The sequence below is a fragment of the Micromonospora sp. NPDC002717 genome, assembly GCF_040295705.1.
Classification (GTDB): domain Bacteria; phylum Actinomycetota; class Actinomycetes; order Mycobacteriales; family Micromonosporaceae; genus Micromonospora.
This window is the reverse complement of sequence record NZ_JBEOVW010000044.1, coordinates 22,514-42,285: the sequence shown is the minus strand read 5'-3', so window position 1 is coordinate 42,285 and position 19,772 is coordinate 22,514. Positions and strand designations below refer to the sequence as shown.

The 19,772-nt window shown below is 76.7% G+C and carries 5 protein-coding genes; 2 read left to right on the top strand and 3 right to left on the bottom strand.

The window, feature by feature from the left end; all coding sequences use genetic code 11:
- A partial coding sequence (locus ABT006_RS32805) for a hypothetical protein (RefSeq protein WP_350712364.1) occupies positions 1-323 on the bottom strand: 323 nt, incomplete at its 3' end.
- 1,081 nt (positions 324-1,404) lie between these two features.
- Between ABT006_RS32805 and ABT006_RS32800 the strand changes: the two genes are divergently transcribed.
- Positions 1,405-2,598 carry an ATP-grasp domain-containing protein gene (locus tag ABT006_RS32800; RefSeq protein ID WP_350712363.1) on the top strand — a complete coding sequence of 398 codons (1,194 nt, stop codon included), beginning with the start codon at positions 1,405-1,407 and terminating at the stop codon, positions 2,596-2,598.
- Positions 2,599-2,742: 144 nt separating this feature from the next.
- Here the strand turns inward: ABT006_RS32800 and ABT006_RS32795 are convergent, their stop codons facing one another.
- Together ABT006_RS32795 and ABT006_RS32790 are read right to left on the bottom strand one after the other, a co-directional pair.
- Positions 2,743-3,783 carry a 3-dehydroquinate synthase family protein gene (locus tag ABT006_RS32795; protein ID WP_350712362.1) on the bottom strand — a complete coding sequence of 347 codons (1,041 nt, stop codon included), beginning with the start codon at positions 3,781-3,783 and terminating at the stop codon, positions 2,743-2,745.
- Positions 3,764-4,603, bottom strand: a complete 840-nt coding sequence (locus ABT006_RS32790; RefSeq protein WP_350712361.1) for a hypothetical protein — start codon at positions 4,601-4,603, stop codon at positions 3,764-3,766. The genes ABT006_RS32795 and ABT006_RS32790 overlap by 20 nt, the downstream gene beginning before the upstream one ends.
- Before the next feature lie 226 nt (positions 4,604-4,829).
- On the opposite strand from ABT006_RS32790, the gene ABT006_RS32785 reads away from it, so the two are divergent.
- Positions 4,830-19,697 (top strand): SDR family NAD(P)-dependent oxidoreductase, encoded by a 14,868-nt coding sequence (locus ABT006_RS32785; RefSeq protein WP_350712360.1) that lies wholly within the window; start codon positions 4,830-4,832, stop codon positions 19,695-19,697.
- Positions 19,698-19,772 lie beyond the last annotated feature (75 nt).

Here is a 19,772-nt window from a genome sequence, read left to right as displayed (position 1 = left end):
ACCGGCCCGGCCAACGCCGCACCCACCCGCGACACCAACACCCCGAAACCCGGATCACCCGCCACATCCACCCGCAACACACCACCCGACGACAGGCCCACCACCACCTCACCCTGGGCCGTCCACCGCGCGAGAACCGCCACCAGCCCCGCCACCACCACCTCGCCGGTCGTCCCGGCAGGCAACGACGAGGACAACGCCCGGAACACCGACGCCGCCCGAGCCGGCCACACCGCCGGCCGACGCAGATCACCCACCAGCTCCAGAGCCCCGGCGTCCACCGCACCGGCCACGGCCTGTGCACGCTCGAACCCGACAGACATGAGCTCAACCTCCGATTGAAAAGGGGGGTGACCGGAAACACGTGGCCGGAGCGGCCGGTCAGCCGATGTGCCGTACGCCGGACGGCACGGTGTGACGCGCGGGTGCCGGGCGTCGTGGGACGCCGGTACCGCTCACGGCGACGCCCCAGCGGCGTCCGATCGGCCGGAGGTGTGGCCATGGCGCGGGAACAGCCGTGTGATCAGGGCGGGGTCACCGCCCGGCTCTCGGACCGCTGCCACGTCGCGGATCGGCGGGAGCAGGTCGGTGTCCGATCCGGTCACCCGCGCCTCCCGTCCATCTGGGCGCCGCGCACCCACGATCGTCCCCGATCCGTTGCGGTGGAAGGGAACGACGAACCAATGGGGCCCGACCCTACGAAGCCCTGTGGAGGGGAGTACACCCCTAGAGCTACGCCCCGTCGACCCCTAGTGCCTCAGCCGGAATTCGCGGCCAAGGCGGCCGGAGGTCTGTTCGGCGTGGCGGCGGCATCGGCGGGGGTGCGGTGCCGGCGCCGTCGAATCGGCCATTTGAGCTGGTCAGTGTGCGTCAGTCGTAGTTTGTCGGCGAAATTGCCCACGGCGACGTCCGTCCACCGTGGAGCATCGGTGGCGCGCGAAACGGTTGGTACGCGATCGTCCAGACGCAACTATGTGTGATCCCGTGGTCCTTCCGAATGCAGCTATTCGGTCAATCATCGGACGAGGGTCCCGCTCGGAGAGTCGGCGATCGCGGCGGCGAAAAGGGCCGCCGGTGCTCGGCTGACCGGCCCATCCCGAGGCAATGAGAACTGACTATGCTTTCTCGATCATGGCCCAGTCGGTGACTGGCATTCTCAGACACCGCCTGATGGTGTGCACCTCGCCAACGCAGCGCTGACCACAAGCCAGCCCGCTACCTGGCCGGTCCAGCCTGATACCCGTCCAGCCGGTGCACGCGGCACGCCCGACTCTCGTGGCCGAGCGGCCCCACCCCGACCCGGGAGCCTCCCGACGTCCACGTTCTCCGCTGTTCGTGGTCGTGTCGCACCCGGACTTCGTGCCACCCCGAGGCCCCACGTGGGCCGGCATGTCAGGAGATTCGATGGATGAGCCCATCCAGGTACAGGTGTTCGCTCCCGATGGCGTGTTGCTCGCCCGGCCACCGGATCCGGTGGCGACCGCCGGCAGCCGCTATCTCGCCGGCGCGGGAGCCGCGCTGTACAACGGCCTGGACATGATCACCGGACTCCACCTGACCCTGCCGCACCAGGCAGCGGCCATCTGCAGCACCGGATCGAGTGCGGACAAGTCGCTGCGCCTGCTCAGTCGGTGTGGTCTCAAGACGCCGACCGATCTGCGTGAATTCCGTTCCGGCGTGCAGGCGATGCAACTCGCCCGGGAAGCCGCCGATCGGGGCGAGGTGCTGGAGTTCCAATTCCCTCCGCACGATCCGCAGCTCCGGGAGGCGCGAGCCCGGGTGTCGCCGGATCTGCTGGCCCGCCTCAACAACAAGACCGTGCTGGAATCACTGATCGCACCGGAATACCTGCCCCGCCGCCAGGTCGCCACCCCCGCCGAGGTGCGGCGGATCGTGCAGCAGGACCGCCGACCGGCCGTCGTGAAACCGGCCGGTGTCGAGGTGTACAGCGGAATCGCCATCTTCACCAGGCGGTTGCAGGACCGGTTGAACCGGTCACTGTTCAACCAACTGGAACAGGTGAGCGATCGGTGGATCGTCGAGGAGGAGGTTCCCTTCCGGACGATCTGGGGACTCCAGTTCGGCGTGACGGAAAGCGGGTCGGTGCAGTACTTCGGCGCGTCCGTACACCTGCCGCAGCCCACCTCGACGTGGGTCGGCTGTGTGATGGACGACGACGACCAGCCACCGGCGGAGCTGATCGAAGCGCTGACCGTAGGGGTCCGGAAGGCCAGTGCGCTCGGATACCGGGGCTACTGCGCGTTCGACGCCGGCATCAGCCGGGACGGCGAACTGCGGGTCATCGACCCGAACTTCCGGGTCAGCGGAGCCACCGCATCCGTGCTGCACCGCAGCTCGCTGCTGGGCCAGCACCCGTGCGCGATGACCACGTTCTTCTCGCTCGCGCCCGGCCTCGACGCCGAGCCGATCCTCGCCCCATTCATCGATCGTGGGCAGTTCGTCGTGTTCATGCACCACGACCCGGCGGAGACGGACAACGGCGCGCAGCCGGCCACCATCGTCGGCATGGTCGGCGCCTCGGACCGGTACGCCTGCGGCGTGCTGGTCGCGCAGATCCAGCGCGCGCTGAGCGGTTGACGAGCCGCCCCCGGGTCGCGGAAGCGGCCCGGGGGCACCGTCACCTGTCCGGCCGACGACCGGTACGCCGGCCGGTCCGGACCTGACCCCGGCTTCCCGTCGTGGGGCGGCGACAGGGCGGCAGCGCGCTCTGCTCCTCGGCCGTCACATGCCGGTGAGGGCGGCGCGGACGGCGGCCTCGGGTACGTCGGCGACCAGATCGGGGCCGGCCGGGCCGTCCAGCACGAACGACAGGCCGGATGTGGCCTTCTTGTCCCGCCGCATCAGCGCGACCAGTTCGTCGTGGTCGACGCCGGCGGGCAGCGCCGTGTCGAGGCCGTAGTCCGCCACCACGTCCCGGTGCTCGGCCACCCGGTCGGACGGGATGCGGCCGAGGGCGCCGGCCAGCCGGCCCGCGAAGACCGTGCCGACGCCGACCGCCTCGCCGTGTCGCAGCCGGAAGTCGGTGGCCCGCTCCAGTGCGTGCCCCAGCGTGTGTCCGTAGTTGAGGATGTGCCGCAGCCCGGAGTCGCGTTCGTCGGCGGCCACCACCGACGCCTTCAGCGCGACGCAGGCGGCGATCTGCTCCGCCACGGGCCGGTCGCGCAGCTCGCCGGCGCCGATGAAGTGCGCCCGGGCGATCTCCCCGTACCCGTTGCGCCACTCCCGCTCCGGGAGCGTGCCGAGGTGCTCGGTGTCGCAGAGCACCGCCCGGGGCTGCCAGTACACCCCGACGAGGTTCTTGCCCTCCGGCAGGTTGACCGCGGTCTTTCCGCCGACGCTGGCGTCCACCTGGGCGAGCAGCGAGGTCGGCAGGTGGATCACCGCGACCCCCCGGTGGTAGAGCCCGGCGGCCAGCCCGACCACGTCCGTGGTGGTGCCGCCGCCGCAGGAGACCACCGCGTCGGCACGGGTCAGCCCGAAGTCGGCGAACGCCCGGCAGAGCTGCTCAACGGTGGCCAGGTTCTTGTCGTGCTCGCCGTCGCGGGCCGGCACCACCCGGTGCGGCACCCCCGGGTCGGGTGTCCACTCCGGCGGCCGGGCCGAGACCACCACGACCCGCCGCGCGCCGATCCGCGCCACCTCCGCCGGCAGCCGGTGGCGCACGCCAGGGCCGATCAGCACCGGGTACGCGCGCTCGCCGAGCGCCACCTCGATCCGGGCCGGGTCGGCGGGGGCGGGACGGTCAGGCGCGGGCGCGTGCATGCGGTTGCTGTCTCCTCTGGTGCGGGACGGGGGCCGGTGCTCCGACGGCGGGGCGGTCGCGGACCATCGACAGGCGCAGCGCCAGCGCCGCCAGCGAGTCGACGTCCGGCCCGATGCCCCACCGCTCGTGGGTGAGTTGCGCGTGGTGCGCGAGCAGGAAGCCGCGCGGCGCTGCCGGGTGCTCCCGGTCGACCACGTCGGCCACCCGGTCCAGGTAGAGCTGCCACGCGGCGGCGATCTCCCCGCTCAGCGGCAGGTCGCCGGCCGCCAGGACGATCTTCTCCGCCTCGGCGTCCGCCTGCGCGGCCAGGTCCCGCCGCTGCGCCCCGGTGAGCCGCTGGCTGCGGTCCTGCCAGTGCAGGAAGAGGAACGCCAGCCGGTCGGCGGGCGGCACCAGCCCGGTCAGGTGCCGCAGGTGTGCCACGGCCAGCGGCAGTTCGACACCGGCCAGCCAGGGGGCGTCCCCGCCGAGCAGGGCCAGGGCCAGGTCGCTGCCCGCGGACGCGAGCGGGCCGCCCCGGGCGGCGTCACGTACCGCGTCCGGTGCCGGGGCGAAGGACACCCGCGGGTCGTACGCGAGCAGCCGCGCCCGGACCGCGTCGAGCGCGGCCGGGGCACCGTGGAACCCGAGGCTGAGCCACCGCCCGGTGGACGTGTCGGGCAGGTCGAAGAACCAGCCCGTGCCCGGATCGGCGCGGCGGGCGGCGGTGACGAGGTCGGTCAGGACCGTGCCGACCAGCTCGGGCACCCGCGCGTCCGGGCGTCCGTCGGCCGGCACGGCCAGGCGGGCGAACAACCAGCAGCGTTCCAACGACGGCACCTCGGCTGACGGGCGGGTGGAGCACGGGGCTCGACGGTCTGCGGGGGTCGCCCCATCATCGGCCTGCGGTGCGTCCCGCCATCGGATCGGCGGCCGGATCTGGGGACGACTTAGGGGGTGACAGGGGTAGGTTGCCGGCGGGGCGCTGGGAAGACTTGGGCCGTTACGGCGAGCGAGGTCTACGCCGCGGACGAGGGAGTCTCGCCGACGGACGGAATGTGGTGACATGCTTCGGAGCGACCTGATCCAGCCGTTGCCCGATCTGCTCGCGGCCCATGCCGCCAGCTTCGGCGACAAGGTCGCGTTCCGCGACGACCGCAGAGCGGTCGGGTACGCCGACCTCTACGCGCGGACCCGCCGACTGGCCGGGCACCTCGCGGCGTCGGGCGTCGGGCGGGGCGACCGGGTGGCCTTCTGCCTCGGCAACCGGGTGGAGACGGTGGAGACGTGGCTGGCCGTCACGCGGGCCGCCGCGGTCGGCGTACCGCTGAACCCGCGCAGCACGGACGCGGAGCTGGCCCACCTGCTGGACGACTCCGGCGCGGTCCTGGTGGTCACCGACCCGCAGCACCTCGACCAGGTGCTGCGGCTGCACGTCGAGCGGCCGGACCTGCGGATGGTGGTCACCGGGGACGGCCCGATGCCCGACGGGGTCACCGCCTGGAACGAGCTGGTCGACACCGAGCCCGGTGCGGACGCCCGCGACGACCTGGGCCTCGACGAGGTCGCCTGGATGCTCTACACCTCCGGCACCACCGGTCGGCCCAAGGGCGTGCTCTCCACCCAGCGCACCTGCCTCTGGTCGGTCGCCTCCTGCTATGTGCCGATCCCCGGACTCACCGCCGCCGACCGGGTGGTCTGGCCGCTGCCGCTGTTCCACAGTCTCTCCCACATCGGGTGCGTGCTCAGCGTGACCGCGGTCGGCGCCACGGCCCGCCTCGTGGACGGCTTCTCCGCCGACGACGTGCTGCGCGCGGTCGACGAGGACGAGGCCACCGTGCTGGCCGGCGTGCCGGCCATGTACCACCACCTGGTCACCGCCGCCCGGGAGACCGGCTTCCGCGCCCCGGCCCTGCGGGTCTGCCTGGTCGGCGGGGCGATCACCACCGGCGCGCTGCGGCGGGCGTTCGAGGAGGTCTTCGACGCGCCGCTGCTCGACGCGTACGGCAGCACGGAGACCTGCGGTTCGATCGCCGTCACCCGGCCGGACCGGCCCCGCGTCGAGGGCTCCTGTGGGCTCGCGGTGCCGGGCGTCGACGTGCGCCTGGTCAGCCCGCAGACCGGCCTGGACGTGCCGACCGGCGCCGAGGGCGAGGTCTGGGTGCGCGGGCCGAGCCTCATGCTCGGCTACCACGGCCTGCCGGAACTCACCGCCGCCGCGCTGCGCGACGGCTGGTACCGCACCGGCGACCTGGCCCGGCGCGACGCCGACGGCAACATCTTCGTCACCGGGCGGCACCAGGAGCTGATCATCCGGGGCGGCGAGAAGATCCATCCCGCCGAGGTGGAGGAGGCGCTGCGCGCGGTGTCCGGCGTCGCCGACGTGGCGGTGACCGGCCGCCCGCACGACGTGCTGGGCGAGGTGCCGGTGGCGTTCGTGGTGCCGGAGCCCGACGGTTTCGACCCCCGGGCGGCGTACGCGGCCTGCCGGGAGAAGCTCTCCTATTACAAGGTCCCGGAGGCGCTGTACGAGATCGCGCGGGTGCCCCGCACGGCATCCGGCAAGGTCACCCGCCGGCTGCTGCTCGACGGGCCGGCCCGGCTGCGCGCGGTCAACGGCAGCCACCACGAGACGCTGAGCCGGCTCGCCTGGCAACCGCTGGACCTGACCGCCGTACCGCCGGTCGAGGCGCCCGTCCCGACGGCGGCCCTGGCCGCCGCCCCGGCCCGCCACTGGGCGGTCGTCGGGCCCTCGGGCGCGGCACTGGTGGAGGCGCTGCGCGCGGCGCCGACGGGGGACCGGTTCCGGTCCCACCCCGACCTCGCCGCCCTGCGCGCGGCCCCGGACGCGCCCGACGTGACCGTGCTGGCGGTCGACCCGGCCGACGCCGTCCCGGCGGACCTCGCCGACCGGCTGCGCGGCTGGCTCGACGACGACCGCTTCGCCGGCACCCGGCTGGTGCTGCTGACCGCCGCGTCCGCCGGGACCGACCCGACGGCCGGCGCGGTGCAGGCCCTCGGGCGCTGCCTCCAGGCCGCCCACCCGGACCGGATCGTGCTGGTCGACCACGACGCCGACGCGACCTCGATCGCCCTGCTGCCCGCCGTGGTGGACGCCGGCGCCGCGCAGGTCGCGCTCCGCGCCGGGGCCGCCCGGCACGCGGTCCTCGCGCCCGCCCCCGCGACCATGCCGGCGCGGCCGGCAGCGGTCGCCGACCCGGCCCACCCGGTCGTGGTCACCGGCGCCGACGGGCCGACCGGCGCGGCGCTGGCCCGACACCTCGTCGCCGCGTACGGCGTCCGCCGGCTGCGGCTGCCGCACGCGGGCGCCACGGCCGCGGCCGCGCTGGCGGACCTGGCCGCCGAGCTCACCGCCGCCGGCGCCGAGGCCGTCGCGCTGCCCGCCGACCGGGCGGGCGACGAGCCGGCCGGCGCGGTCTTCCTCTGCCCGTCGGAGGACGACCTGGCCGACGACGACGCCGCCGACCGGCTGCTCGGCCTCGCCGGGACGCTGGACGCCGGCACCCGGCACCCGGCCGCCGCGTTCACCGTCCTCGCCCCGTCCGCCCTGCTGCTGGGCGCCGCCGACCGGGAGCAGGCCGCGTCGGCCGTCGGCGCCCTGCACGCCCTGGCCGCCCGCCGCCGGGCCGCCGGCCTGCCGGCCCGGCTCGTCGGTACGACCGCGCGCGCCGACCGGGAGCCGTTGACGCCGCCCACCGCCGGGGAACCGACCGGTGACCTGCCGGCGGAGGTGCGCGCCGACCTCGCCGCGTTCGACGTGGCCCACGACGGCGACGAACTGGTCCTGCTCGCCCGTCCGGCGGGTCACGCCGACGCCGCGCACCCCGCCTTGCGTACGCCCGTCGGGGCCGACCAGGACGCCGTGGACGACCGGGAGGCCGCCGAGCTGCGCCGCCGGCTGGCCGGGCTGACCACCGCCGAGGGCGACCGGATCCTGCTCGACCTGGTCCGCGCCGCCACGGCGGAGGTGGCCAACCTGCCCGGACCGGCCGCGGTCCGCCCGGGCCGGGCCTTCAAGGAACTCGGCTTCACGTCGGTCAGCGCGGTCGCCCTGCGCGACCGGCTGGCCCGGGCCACCGGGGTACGGCTCTCCGCCACGGCCGCGTTCGACCAGCCCAGCCCGGAGGCCCTCGCCCGGCATCTCGCCGCCCGGCTGCGCGGGGCCAGCCCGGAGCCCGGCACGGTCCCTGAGCGGCCCGCGCCGTCGTCCACTGTCGACGACCCGGTGGTCGTCGTCGCCATGGCCTGCCGGCTGCCCGGCGGCGTCGGCTCTCCCGAGGAGCTGTGGGAGCTGGTCGACCAGGGGCGGGAGGGGCTCACGGAGTTCCCCGCCGACCGGGGCTGGGACCTGGCGCACCTGTTCTCCGACGACCCCGACCGGCCCGGCACGTCGTACGTGAGGGTGGGTGGCTTCCTCACCGACGCTGCCGACTTCGACGCCACCCTGTTCGCGATCAGCCCCCGCGAGGCGCTGGCCATGGACCCGCAGCAGCGGCTGCTGCTGGAGACGTCCTGGGAGCTGTTCGAGCGGGCCGGCATCGACCCGACCTCGCTGCGCGGCAGCGCCACCGGCGTCTTCACCGGCGTCATGCACCACGACTACGCGGCGAACCTGCGGCAGGCGCCGCCCGGCACCGAGGGCTACCTCGGCGTCGGCACCGCCGGCAGCGTCGTCTCCGGCCGGGTCGCGTACGCGCTGGGGCTGGAGGGGCCGGCGGTCACCGTCGACACGGCGTGTTCGTCGTCGTTGGTGGCGCTGCACCTGGCCGCCCAGGCGCTGCGCGCCGGGGACTGCTCCCTCGCGGTGGCCGGCGGCGTGGCCGTCATGGGGACCCCGCAGGCGTTCGTCGAGTTCAGCCGGCAGCGCGGGCTCGCCCCGGACGGCCGGTGCAAGGCGTTCGCCGAGGGCGCCGACGGCACCGGCTGGTCCGAGGGCGTCGCGGTGCTGCTGCTGGAACGGCTCTCCGACGCCCGCCGGCGCGGGCACCCCGTCCTCGCCGTGCTGTGCGGCTCGGCCGTCAACCAGGACGGCGCGTCCAACGGGCTGACCGCCCCCAACGGCCCCGCCCAGGAGCGGGTCATCCGCCGGGCGCTCGCCGCCGCCGGCCTCGCCGCCGCCGACGTGGACGTCGTCGAGGCGCACGGCACGGGCACCCGGCTCGGCGACCCGATCGAGGCGCAGGCGCTGCTCGCCACGTACGGCGCGGGCCGCGGCGACGCCGAGCCGCTGCGGCTGGGCTCGCTGAAGTCCAACCTCGGCCACACCCAGGCCGCCGCCGGCGCCGCCGGGGTGATCAAGATGGTGCTCGCCATGCGGCACGGGACGATGCCCCGCACCCTGCACGTGGACGCCCCGACGTCCGAGGTGGACTGGTCGGCCGGCGCCGTCGAGGTGCTCACCGAGGCCCGCCCGTGGCCCGACGTGCGGCGGCCCCGCCGGGCCGGCGTCTCGTCGTTCGGCATCAGCGGCACCAACGCCCACGTCATCGTCGAGGCGCCCCCCGCCGACCCGGCGACCGACGGGCCGCAGCCGCGGACCGGGTCCGCCGACGGCCCTCGGACGCCCGTGCCGTGGCTGCTCGCCGGCGCCTCCGACGAGGCGCTGCGGGACCAGGCGGCCCGGCTGCTGACCTGGCTCGACGGGCCCGGGGCGGACGCCGACCCGGCCGACGTCGGGCATGCGCTCGCCACCACCCGCGCCGCGCTGGAGCACCGGGCCGTGGTGCTGGCCGGCGACGCGGCCGCCGCCCGCGCCGGGCTGACCGCGCTGACCCGGGGCGAGCCGGATCCGGACGTCCCGGCGCTGCTGACCGGCCGGGTCGTCGACGGCCAGCTCGGCCTGCTCTTCGGCGGGCAGGGCGGCCAACGCCCCGGCATGGGCCGCGAACTGCACGCGGCGTACCCCGTCTTCGCCGACGCGTTCGACGCCGCCTGCGCCGAACTCGACCGTTGCCTCGCCGGCCACGCCCCGCACCCCGTCGCGGACGTGGTGTTCGCCCCCGAGGGCAGCGACCTGGCCGAGCAGCTCGACCAGACCCTCTACACCCAGCCGGGGCTGTTCGCCTTCGAGGTGGCCCTCTACCGCCTGCTGGAGTCCTGGGGCGTACGCCCCGACGCGGTGCTCGGGCACTCCGTCGGCGAGCTGGCCGCCGCGCACGTGGCCGGTGTGTTCCCGCTCGCCGACGCGGCGGCGCTCGTCGCCGCCCGGGCCCGGCTCATGCAGCAGTTGCCGGCCGGGGGCGCGATGGTCGCCGTCGAGGCCGACGAGGCCGAGGTGGCCGCCCAGCTGACCGACCGGGTGGGCCTCGCCGCCGTCAACGGCCCGACCAGCGTGGTCGTCTCCGGGGACACCGACGCCGTACTGGCCGTCGCGGCCACCCTGCGCGCCGCCGGGCGGCGGACCAGCCGGCTGCGGGTGTCGCACGCGTTCCACTCGCCGCGCATGGAGCCGATGCTCGACGCGTTCCGCGAGGTGGCGGCCGGCCTCACGTACCGCACCCCGCACCTGCCGGTGGTGTCCAACCTGACCGGCCACCCCGTCGACCCGGCGCGGCTCTGCTCGCCCGACTACTGGGTGGCGCACGTGCGGGGCACCGTCCGCTTCCACGACGGCGTGCGGGCCCTGCACCGGCAGGGGGTCACCACCTTCCTGGAGCTGGGCCCGGCCGGCGTGCTCACCGCCATGGCCCAGGACTGCCTCGCCGCCGACGCCGACGAGCTGGCCTTCGTGCCCGCCGTACGCGGCGGCTCCGACGAGCCGGCGGCGCTGCTCGCCGCAGTGGCGCGGCTGCACGTGCGGGGTGTCGCCGTGGACCGCGCCGCCCTCGCCGGCCCCGGCCCGCACCGCCCGGTCGACCTGCCCACGTACGCCTTCCAGCGCCGGCACTACTGGCTGCCCACCGGGGCCGCGGCCGGCGGCCCGGTCGGCGTCGGGCTGGCCGACGCCGGGCACCCGCTGCTCGGCGCGGTGCTGCCGGTCGCGGGCACCGGGGAGGTGGTCTGCACCGGCCAGGTCTCCGCGGCCACCCAGCCGTGGCTGGCCGTCCCCGGCGACGGCGCGCCGGCGCTGCTGCCCGCCACCGCGCTGCTGGACATGCTCACCCACCTCGGCGAGCAGCTCGGCACCCCGACCGTGGAGCGGCTGCGCGTCCCCGAGCCGGTGCCGCTGCCCGCCGAGCTGACCGTCGAGGTGCAGGTCGGCGTCTCCGCGCCCGACGAGCAGGGGCGCCGTACGGCGCGCTGCCACGTCCGGCCCGGCGACGGGCAGCCGTGGCGGGAGGTCGCCGAGGCGGTGCTCGGCCCGGTCGACGCCGAGAGCGGGCACAGCGTCCTCGCCCCGGCCTGGCCGCCTGCCGGGGCCCGGCCGGTGGACCTGACCACCCCGCGGTCCCGGGCGGTCGCCGGGGAGCTGACCCGGGCCGCGTGGGTCGCCGCCGACCGGCTCTTCGTCGACGTACGCCTGCCCGAGGACGCCCGGGACCCGGACGCCGAGCGGTACGGCGTGCACCCGCTGGTGCTGGACGCGGCCCTGCGCCTGATCCCGCTCGCCGACTTCGCGCCCGGCGCCGACGTCGCGCCCTCCGCCGACCCGGACGCCGTGCCCGACGGCGTTGAGGCCGCGCCCACCGTCCGGCTGGTGCCCACCGACTGGACGGGGGTACGCGTCCACGCCACCGGCGCGCACGCGCTGCGCGTCAGCCTGGCCCCCGCCGGGGCGGACGCGGTGACGCTGAGCGCCGTCGACGACGCCGGCGCACCCGTGCTCGACGCGGACCGGATCGTGCTGCGGTCCGTGGAGCTGCCGCCCGCCGACGCGCCGACGCCCGCGCCCGCCCCCGCCGGCCTGTACGCCGTCGACTGGCTGCCGGCGGCGTTCCCGGCGACGCCGGCGCCCTCCTGGACGCTTGCCGACGACACGCCCCCGGACGGGCCGCTGCCGCCGCTGCTGGTGCTGCGCGTCGGCGACGGCGAGCCGACCGCCCCGGTGCCCGACCGGGCGCACGCCGTCGGCCTCGCCGTCCTCGACGTGCTCCAGCGCTGGCTGGCCGACCCCCGCGCGGAGACCACCCGGCTGGCCGTGGCCGTCCGCGACGCCGACCCGGTGCACGCCCCGGTGGCCGGGCTGGTCCGGGTCGCCCAGGCCGAGCACCCCGACCGGTTCCTGCTGCTCAGTCTCGACGCCACCGACGACGCCACCGTCCGGGCGGCGCTGGCCGTCGCCGTGGACGAGCCCGAGGTCGCGGTCCGCGACGGGCGGGCGTCGCTGCCCCGGCTCCGCCCGGTCGAGCACCCGCCGGCCGGCACGCCGGCCCCGGCGCTGGCCGGCGGCACGGTGCTGGTGACCGGCGGCACGGGCGGGATCGGCCGGCACGTCGCCGCCCACCTCGCCACCGTGCACGGCGTCGCCGAGCTGGTGCTGCTCAGCCGTACCGGCCGGGCCGCCGACTGGACCGCCGACCTGGCCGACGCCGGCGTCACCGTCCGGGTGGTCGCGGTCGACGTGGCCGACCGGGCGGCCCTCGCCGAGGTCGTCGCTTCGCTGGCCGACCGGCTGGTCGCGGTGGTGCACGCCGCCGGGGCCACCGACGACGCGCTGCTCACCGACCTCGACCCGGCCCGCTGGGAGCGGACCCTGCGGTCCAAGGTGCACGGGGCCTGGCACCTGCACGAACTCACCGCCGGCCTGGACCTGGCCGCGTTCGTGCTGTTCTCCTCGGCCGCCGCCGTCTTCGGCAGCCCCGGCCAGGGCAACTACGCGGCCGGCAACGCGTTCCTCGACGCGCTCGCCGCGCACCGCCGCGCGCACGGACTGCCGGCGACCGCCCTGGCCTGGGGGCTGTGGGCCACCGAGGACGGGATGGCCGGCCGGCTCACCCCGGCCGACCTGGCCCGGCTCGCCCGGGGCGGCACCCGCCCCCTGGACACGGCCGCCGGCCTGGCGCTGCTCGACGCCGCGCTGCACGCCGACCGGCCGGCGCTGGTGCCGGTCGGGCTCGACCTGGCCGCCGTCCGGGCCTCCGGCGAGGTGCCCGCCCTGCTGCGGGCGCTGCTGCCCCCGCCACCCCGCCGGGCCGTCAACGCGGGCGCCGCGCCGGCCGCCGCCGCGGGCTTCGCCGACCGGCTGGCCGAGCTGGCCGAGCTCGACCGCGCCGCCCTGCTGCTGGAGCTGGTGCGCACCCGGTGCGCCACCGTGGTCGGGCACACCGGCCCGGAACAGGTCGAGCCGCGCCGCCCCTTCAAGGAACTCGGCTTCGACTCGCTGATGGCGGTGGAACTGAGCAACCGGATCACCGCCGTCACCGGCGTCCGGCTCGCCCCGCACGCCGTGTTCAACCACCCCACCCCGGAGCTGCTCGCCGCGCACCTGCACGCGCGGCTGCTCGGCACCGCCGCCGCCGAGGTCACCGACGCCACCACCGTCGCCCTGGACGAGCCGGTCGCCATCGTCGCCATGGCCTGCCGGTTCCCCGGCGGCATCGGCTCCCCCGAGGAGCTGTGGCGGCTGCTCGACGCCGGCGGGGACGTCATCGGCGACCTGCCGGGCGACCGGGGTTGGCCGCTGGCCGACCTCTACGACCCGGTGCCCGGCACGCCCGGCCGGACGTACGTGCGGGCCGGCGGGTTCCTCACCGGCATCGCCGACTTCGACGCCGAGTTCTTCGGCATCAGCCCCCGCGAGGCCCTCGCCATGGACCCGCAGCACCGGCTGCTGCTGGAGACCTCGTGGGAGGCGCTGGAGCGCGCCGGCATCGACCCGGTCACCCTGCACGGCAGCCGCACCGGCGTCTTCGCCGGCACCCACGGCCAGGACTACGCGGGCCAGGTCGCCCCGGGGGTCGCCTCCGACGACGGTGAGGTCACCGCCGATGAGGGACACCTGCTCACCGGCACGGCCGGCAGCGTCCTGTCCGGGCGGGTCGCGTACGCGCTCGGGCTGGAGGGGCCGGCGGTCACCGTGGACACCGCCTGTTCGGCGTCGCTGGTCGCGCTGCACCTGGCCGTCCAGGCGCTGCGCCAGGGCGACTGCGACCTGGCCCTGGCCGGCGGCGTGTCCGTGATGTCCAGCCCGGCCGGGCTGACGGGGTTCAGCCGCCAGCGTGGCCTCGCCGCCGACGGGCGGTGCAAGGCGTTCGCCGAGGACGCCGACGGCTTCGGCATGTCCGAGGGCGTCGGGATGCTGGTCGTGGAACGCCTCTCCGAGGCCCGCCGCCGGGGCCACCCGGTGCTCGCCGTGGTCCGCGGCTCGGCGGTCAACCAGGACGGCGCGTCCAACGGGCTGACCGCCCCGAACGGGCCGTCCCAGGAGCGGGTCATCCGGGCCGCGCTGGGCGCCGCCGGGCTGACCCCCGCCGACGTGGACGTGGTGGAGGCGCACGGCACCGGCACTTCGCTGGGCGACCCCATCGAGGCGGAGGCGATCCTCGCCACGTACGGGCAGCGCCCGGCCGACGCCGCGCCGGTGCTGCTGGGCTCGGTCAAGTCCAACCTCGGGCACACCCAGGCCGCGGCCGGCGTGGCCGGGGTGCTGAAGATGGTCCTCGCCATGCGGCACGGCCGGCTGCCCCGCACGCTGCACGCCGAGCGCCGCAGCTCCCGGGTCGACTGGGACGCCGGGTCGGTGGAGCTGCTCACCGAGGTGCGCCCCTGGCCCCGGGCGGACCGGCCGGCCCGCGCCGGCGTCTCGTCGTTCGGCATCAGCGGCACCAACGCCCACGTGATCGTCGAGGCCGTCGCCGACCCGGCACCGGCCGGGGAGGCCGCCGGGCCCGCCCCGGAGCCGCCCGTCCGGCCGACCACGGAGGCGGTGGCCGGGACGACGCCGGAAACCGCCGCCGGGACGCCCCGCGCGCTGCCGTGGCTGCTCTCGGCGCGTACCCCGGAGGCGCTGGCCGGGCAGGCCCGTCGGCTGCGGGCCCACCTCGCCGACCGGCCCGACCAGCACCCCCTCGACCTGGCCTGGTCGCTGGCCACCGGTCGGAGCACCTTCGACGCCCGGGCGGTGCTCGTCGGCGCCGACCCGGACCGGATCTCCGCCGCCCTCGACGCGCTCGCCGACGGCCGGCCCGACCCGGCCGTGGTACGCGGCGACGCCCGGCCCGCCGGCAGGTGCGTCTTCGTCTTCCCCGGCCAGGGCTCCCAGTGGCTCGGCATGGGGCTGGACCTGCTCGACCAGTCCCCGGTGTTCGCCGAGCGGATGGCGGCCTGCGACGCGGCCCTGCGGCCGCACCTGGACTGGTCGCTGCTGGACGTGCTGCGCCGGGCGCCCGGCGCGCCCGGCCTCGACGAGGTCGACGTGGTGCAGCCCGCCCTGTTCGCGATGATGGTGTCGCTCGCCGAGCTGTGGCGCTCGTACGGCGTCCAGCCGGCCGCCGTGGTCGGCCACTCCCAGGGCGAGATCGCCGCCGCCTGCGTCGCCGGGGTGCTCTCGCTGCCCGACGCCGCCCGGGTGGTGGCGCTGCGCAGCCGCGCACTGCGGGCGCTCGCCGGGCACGGGGCGATGGCCTCCGTCGCCCTGCCCGCCGACACGGTCCGGGACCGGATCGCCCGCTTCGGCGACCGGATCGCGGTGGCCGCCGTGAACGGCCCGGCCGCCGTGGTGGTCTCCGGCGAGCCGGCGGCGGTGGAGGAACTCCTCGCCGAACTGGCCGCCGAGCAGGCCCGGGTCCGCCGGATCGCGGTGGACTACGCCTCCCACTCGGCACACGTGGAACGCATCCGCGACGAGCTGGCCGAGGCGCTCGCCGGCATCGCCCCCGGCCCGGCGGCCGTGCCGCTGTTCTCCACCACCGACCTGCGCTGGCTCGACGGCGCGGAGATGGGCCCCGACTACTGGTACCGCAACCTGCGGCAGCCGGTCGAGCTGGAGCGGGCCGTCCGGTCGCTGGCCGACCAGGGGCACGACACGTACGTCGAGTGCAGCCCCCACCCGGTGCTCACCGTCGGGATCGAGGAGACCCTCGCCGACCACGACGGCGGGACCGTGGTGGTCGGCTCGGTGCAGCGTGACCAGGGCGGCCACGACCGGTTCCTGCTCTCCCTGGCCCAGCTGCACGTGGCCGGGGTGCCCGTCGACTGGCGGCCCGCGCTGGCCGGCGGCCGGCGGGTCGACCTGCCCACGTACGCCTTCGCCCACCGCCGCTACTGGCCCCGGCCGGTCGCCGGCCCCGGCGACGTCGGCGCCGCCGGCCTGGACGCCGCCGGGCACCCGCTGCTCGGGGCGTCGGTGGCGCTGGCCGAGGCGAAGGGACACCTGTTCACCGGGCGGCTGTCGACCGACGCCCAGCCGTGGCTCGCCGACCACCGGGTCACCGACAGCGTGCTGGTGCCCGGCACCGGCCTGGTGGAACTCTGCCTGCGCGTCGGCGACGAGATCGGCCACCCCGTCCTCGACGAGCTGGTCATCGAGGCCCCGCTGACCCTGCCCGCCAACGGCGCCACCCAGGTGCAGGTGGCGGTCGGCGCGGCCGGCGACGACGGACGCCGCCCGGTGACCCTGCACTCCCGGCCCGCCGACGGCCCGGCCGGCAGCCCGTGGACCCGGCACGCCAGCGCGACCCTCTCCGCCGCCCAGCCCACTTCGCCGCCGCAGCTCACCGCCTGGCCGCCGCGCGACGCCCGCCCCGTCGACCTGACCGGGTTCTACGCCGGCCTCGCCGCCGACGGGTACGCGTACGGGCCGGCGTTCCAGGGGCTGCGCGCGGTGTGGACCAGCGGCGACGAGGTCTACGCCGAGGTGGAGCTGCCGGCGGCCCAGCGGGTCGACGCCGACCGCTACGGCCTGCACCCGGCCCTGCTCGACGCCGCCCTGCACGCCGCCCACTTCGGCGGCCTGGCCGAGGCGGGGGCCGGCCGCCTGCTGCTGCCGTTCGCCTGGAACGGCGTCACCCTGCACGCCACCGGCGCGACCGCGCTGCGGGTCCAGCTCACCCAGGTCGGGCCGCACGCCATCGCGGTGACCGCCGCCGACCCGACCGGCGCCCCGGTCGCCGACGTGACCGCCCTGACGATGCGGCCGATCTCGGCCACGGAGCTGGCCGTCACCGACGACCGGGCCACCCGGGACGCCCTGTTCCGCGTCGACTGGACGCCCCTTCCGCCGGCCGACGGGGTCGCCCCGGTCGCGGCCGTGGCGGTCGCCCCCGGCCTCGACGGGTTCCCGCTCCACGCGGGGCTGGACGGGCTCGCGGCCGCCGTCGACGCGGGGCTGGACCTGCCCGGCGCCGTGCTCGTGCCGCTCGACACGGAGCCCGCGCAGCCGGCCCCCCGGGCGGCCCGCCGCGCCGCCGTCGCGGCCCTCGACCTGGTCCGGCGCTGGCTCACCGAACCCCGCTGGGCGGCCTCGCGGCTGCTGCTGGTGACCCGCGGCGCGGTGGCCGTGCACGGCGCCGGCGAGGTCACCGACCCGGCCGCCGCGGCGGCGTGGGGGCTGGTCCGCTCCGCCCAGTCGGAGAACCCGGACCAGGTGGTCGTCGTCGACGTCGACAGCGACGGGATCGACCCCGACCAGGTCGCCGCGCTGCTGGCCGCGGCCGAGCCGCAGGCCGCCGTCCGCGGCGGCGTCGCGTACGTACCGCGGCTGGCGCGGGCCGGCTCGGCGGGCGAACTCACCGCGCCGCCCGCCGCCGCGTGGCGGCTGGACGCGCCGGTGCGCGGCAGCCTGGAGAACCTCACCCTCAGCCCGACCGACGCCGCCGACGCCGTCCTCGGGCCCCGCGAGGTCCGCGTCCGCGTCCGCGCCGCCGGCCTGAACTTCCGCGACGTGCTCAACGCGCTCGGCCTCTACCCGGGCGACGCGGGGCCGCTCGGCGGCGAGGGCGCCGGCGAGGTCGTCGAGGTGGGCGCCGAGGTGACCGACCTGCGCCCCGGCGACCGGGTGTTCGGGGTGTTCGTGGGCTGCTTCGGGCCCGTCGCGGTCACCGACCGCCGGTTGCTGGCCCCGATGCCGGCCGGCTGGTCGTACGTGGCGGCCGCGTCCGTGCCGGTGGTCTTCCTGACCGCGTACCACGGCCTGGTCAACCTGGCCGGGCTCGGTCGGGGCGAGTCGGTGCTGGTGCACGCGGCGGCCGGCGGCGTCGGCATGGCCGCCGTGCAGCTCGCCCGGCACCTGGGCGCCGAGGTGTACGCCACCGCCAGCCCCGCCAAGTGGGACGCCCTGCGGGCGATGGGCATCGACGACGACCACCTGGCCTCGTCCCGCACCCTGGAGTTCGAGACCCGGTTCGCCGACGCCACCGGCGGCCGGGGCGTCGACGTGGTGCTGGACTCCCTGGCCCGCGAGTTCGTCGACGCCTCCCTGCGGCTGCTGCCGCGCGGCGGACGGTTCGTCGAGATGGGCAAGACGGATATCCGGGACGCCGCCCGGGTCGCCGCCGACCACCCGGGCGTCGACTACACCGCCTTCGACCTGACCCTCGAGGACCCCGACGAGGTGCAGCGCATGCTCGTCGTGCTGCTGGGGCTCTTCGAACGCGGCGCGCTCGCCCCGCTGCCCACCCAGGTGTGGGACGTGCGGCAGGCGCCGGAGGCGTTCCGCTACGTCAGCCAGGCCCGGCACGTCGGCAAGGTGGTGCTCACCATGCCCCGGGCCTGGGACCCCGACGGCACCGTGCTGCTCACCGGCGGCACCGGCACCCTGGGCCAACTGGTCGCCCGGCGACTGGTCGAGACACACGGCGTACGGCGGCTGCTGCTGGTCAGCCGCCGGGGCGACCAGGCCCCGGGCACGGCCGACGCGGTCGCCGAGCTGCGGGCCCTGGGCGCCGAGGCCACGGTGGTGGCGGCCGACGTGTCCGACCGGGACAGCCTGGCCCGGGTGCTGGCGGCCGTACCCGCGCGGTACCCGCTGACCGCGGTCGTGCACCTCGCCGGGGTGCTCGACGACGGGGTGGTCACCGCCCTGACCCCGCAGCGCGTCGACACGGTGTTCGCGCCGAAGCTCGACGCCGCGTGGCACCTGCACGAACTGACTCGGCACCTCGACCTCGCCGGATTCGTGCTGTTCTCCTCCGGCGCCGGCGTCTTCGGCGTACCCGGCCAGGCGAACTACGCGGCGGCCAACGCGTTCCTCGACGCGCTCGCGCTGGCGCGCCACGCCGAGGGGCTGCCGGGCCGGTCGCTTGCCTGGGGCCTCTGGGAGCAGGCCAGTGAGATGACCGCCAAGCTGGACCGGACCGACCCCCGGATCACCGCCCGGGACGGGCAGCTCGCGATCCCGTCCGACCTGGGCATGGCCCTGTTCGACGCGGGCCTGCGGGCGGCCGAGCCGGTGCTGGTGCCCACCAGGATCGACGTCGCCGCGCTCGGCCAGGTCGACCGGCCCCCGGCCCTGCTGCGCGGGCTGACCCGGCGGGAACGGCCCAGCGCCCGGTCGGCCGCCCCGGCCGCCGGCGGCCGTACCCTCGCCGACGAACTGGGGGCCCTGGCCGGTCCCGACCGGCACACCCTGCTGGTCGACCTGGTCCGCGAGCAGGCGGCCAGCGTGCTCGGGCACGGCAGCCGCGCGGCGGTCGCCCCCGGCCGGGCGTTCAGCCAGATCGGCTTCGACTCGCTGACCGCCGTCGAGCTGCGCAACCGGCTCACCACGGCGACCGGCCTGCGCCTGCCGGCCACGCTGATCTTCGACTACCCGGACCCGAACGCGCTGGCCGCGTTCCTGCTCGCCCAGCTCGCGCCGGACACCGGCCCCGACGTTCCGCCGGTCCTCACGGACCTGGAGAACCTGGAACGCTCGCTGACCGAAGCCAGCGTCGAGCCGGAGCTGCACGCCCAGATCGGCTCCCGGCTGGAGGTGCTCATCGCCAAGTGGCGGACGATGCGCGCCGGCTCGGGCGGCGACCCCGACCTCGACATCGACCTCGACCGGGCCAGCGACGACGAGATCTTCGACCTCATCGACGCCGAACTCGGCCTCTGACAGCCGCCCGGCCGCCCCGGACGGCGCAAGCCGTCCCCACGACACCGTGTCCGACCGACCCCGCGAGGAACCGAT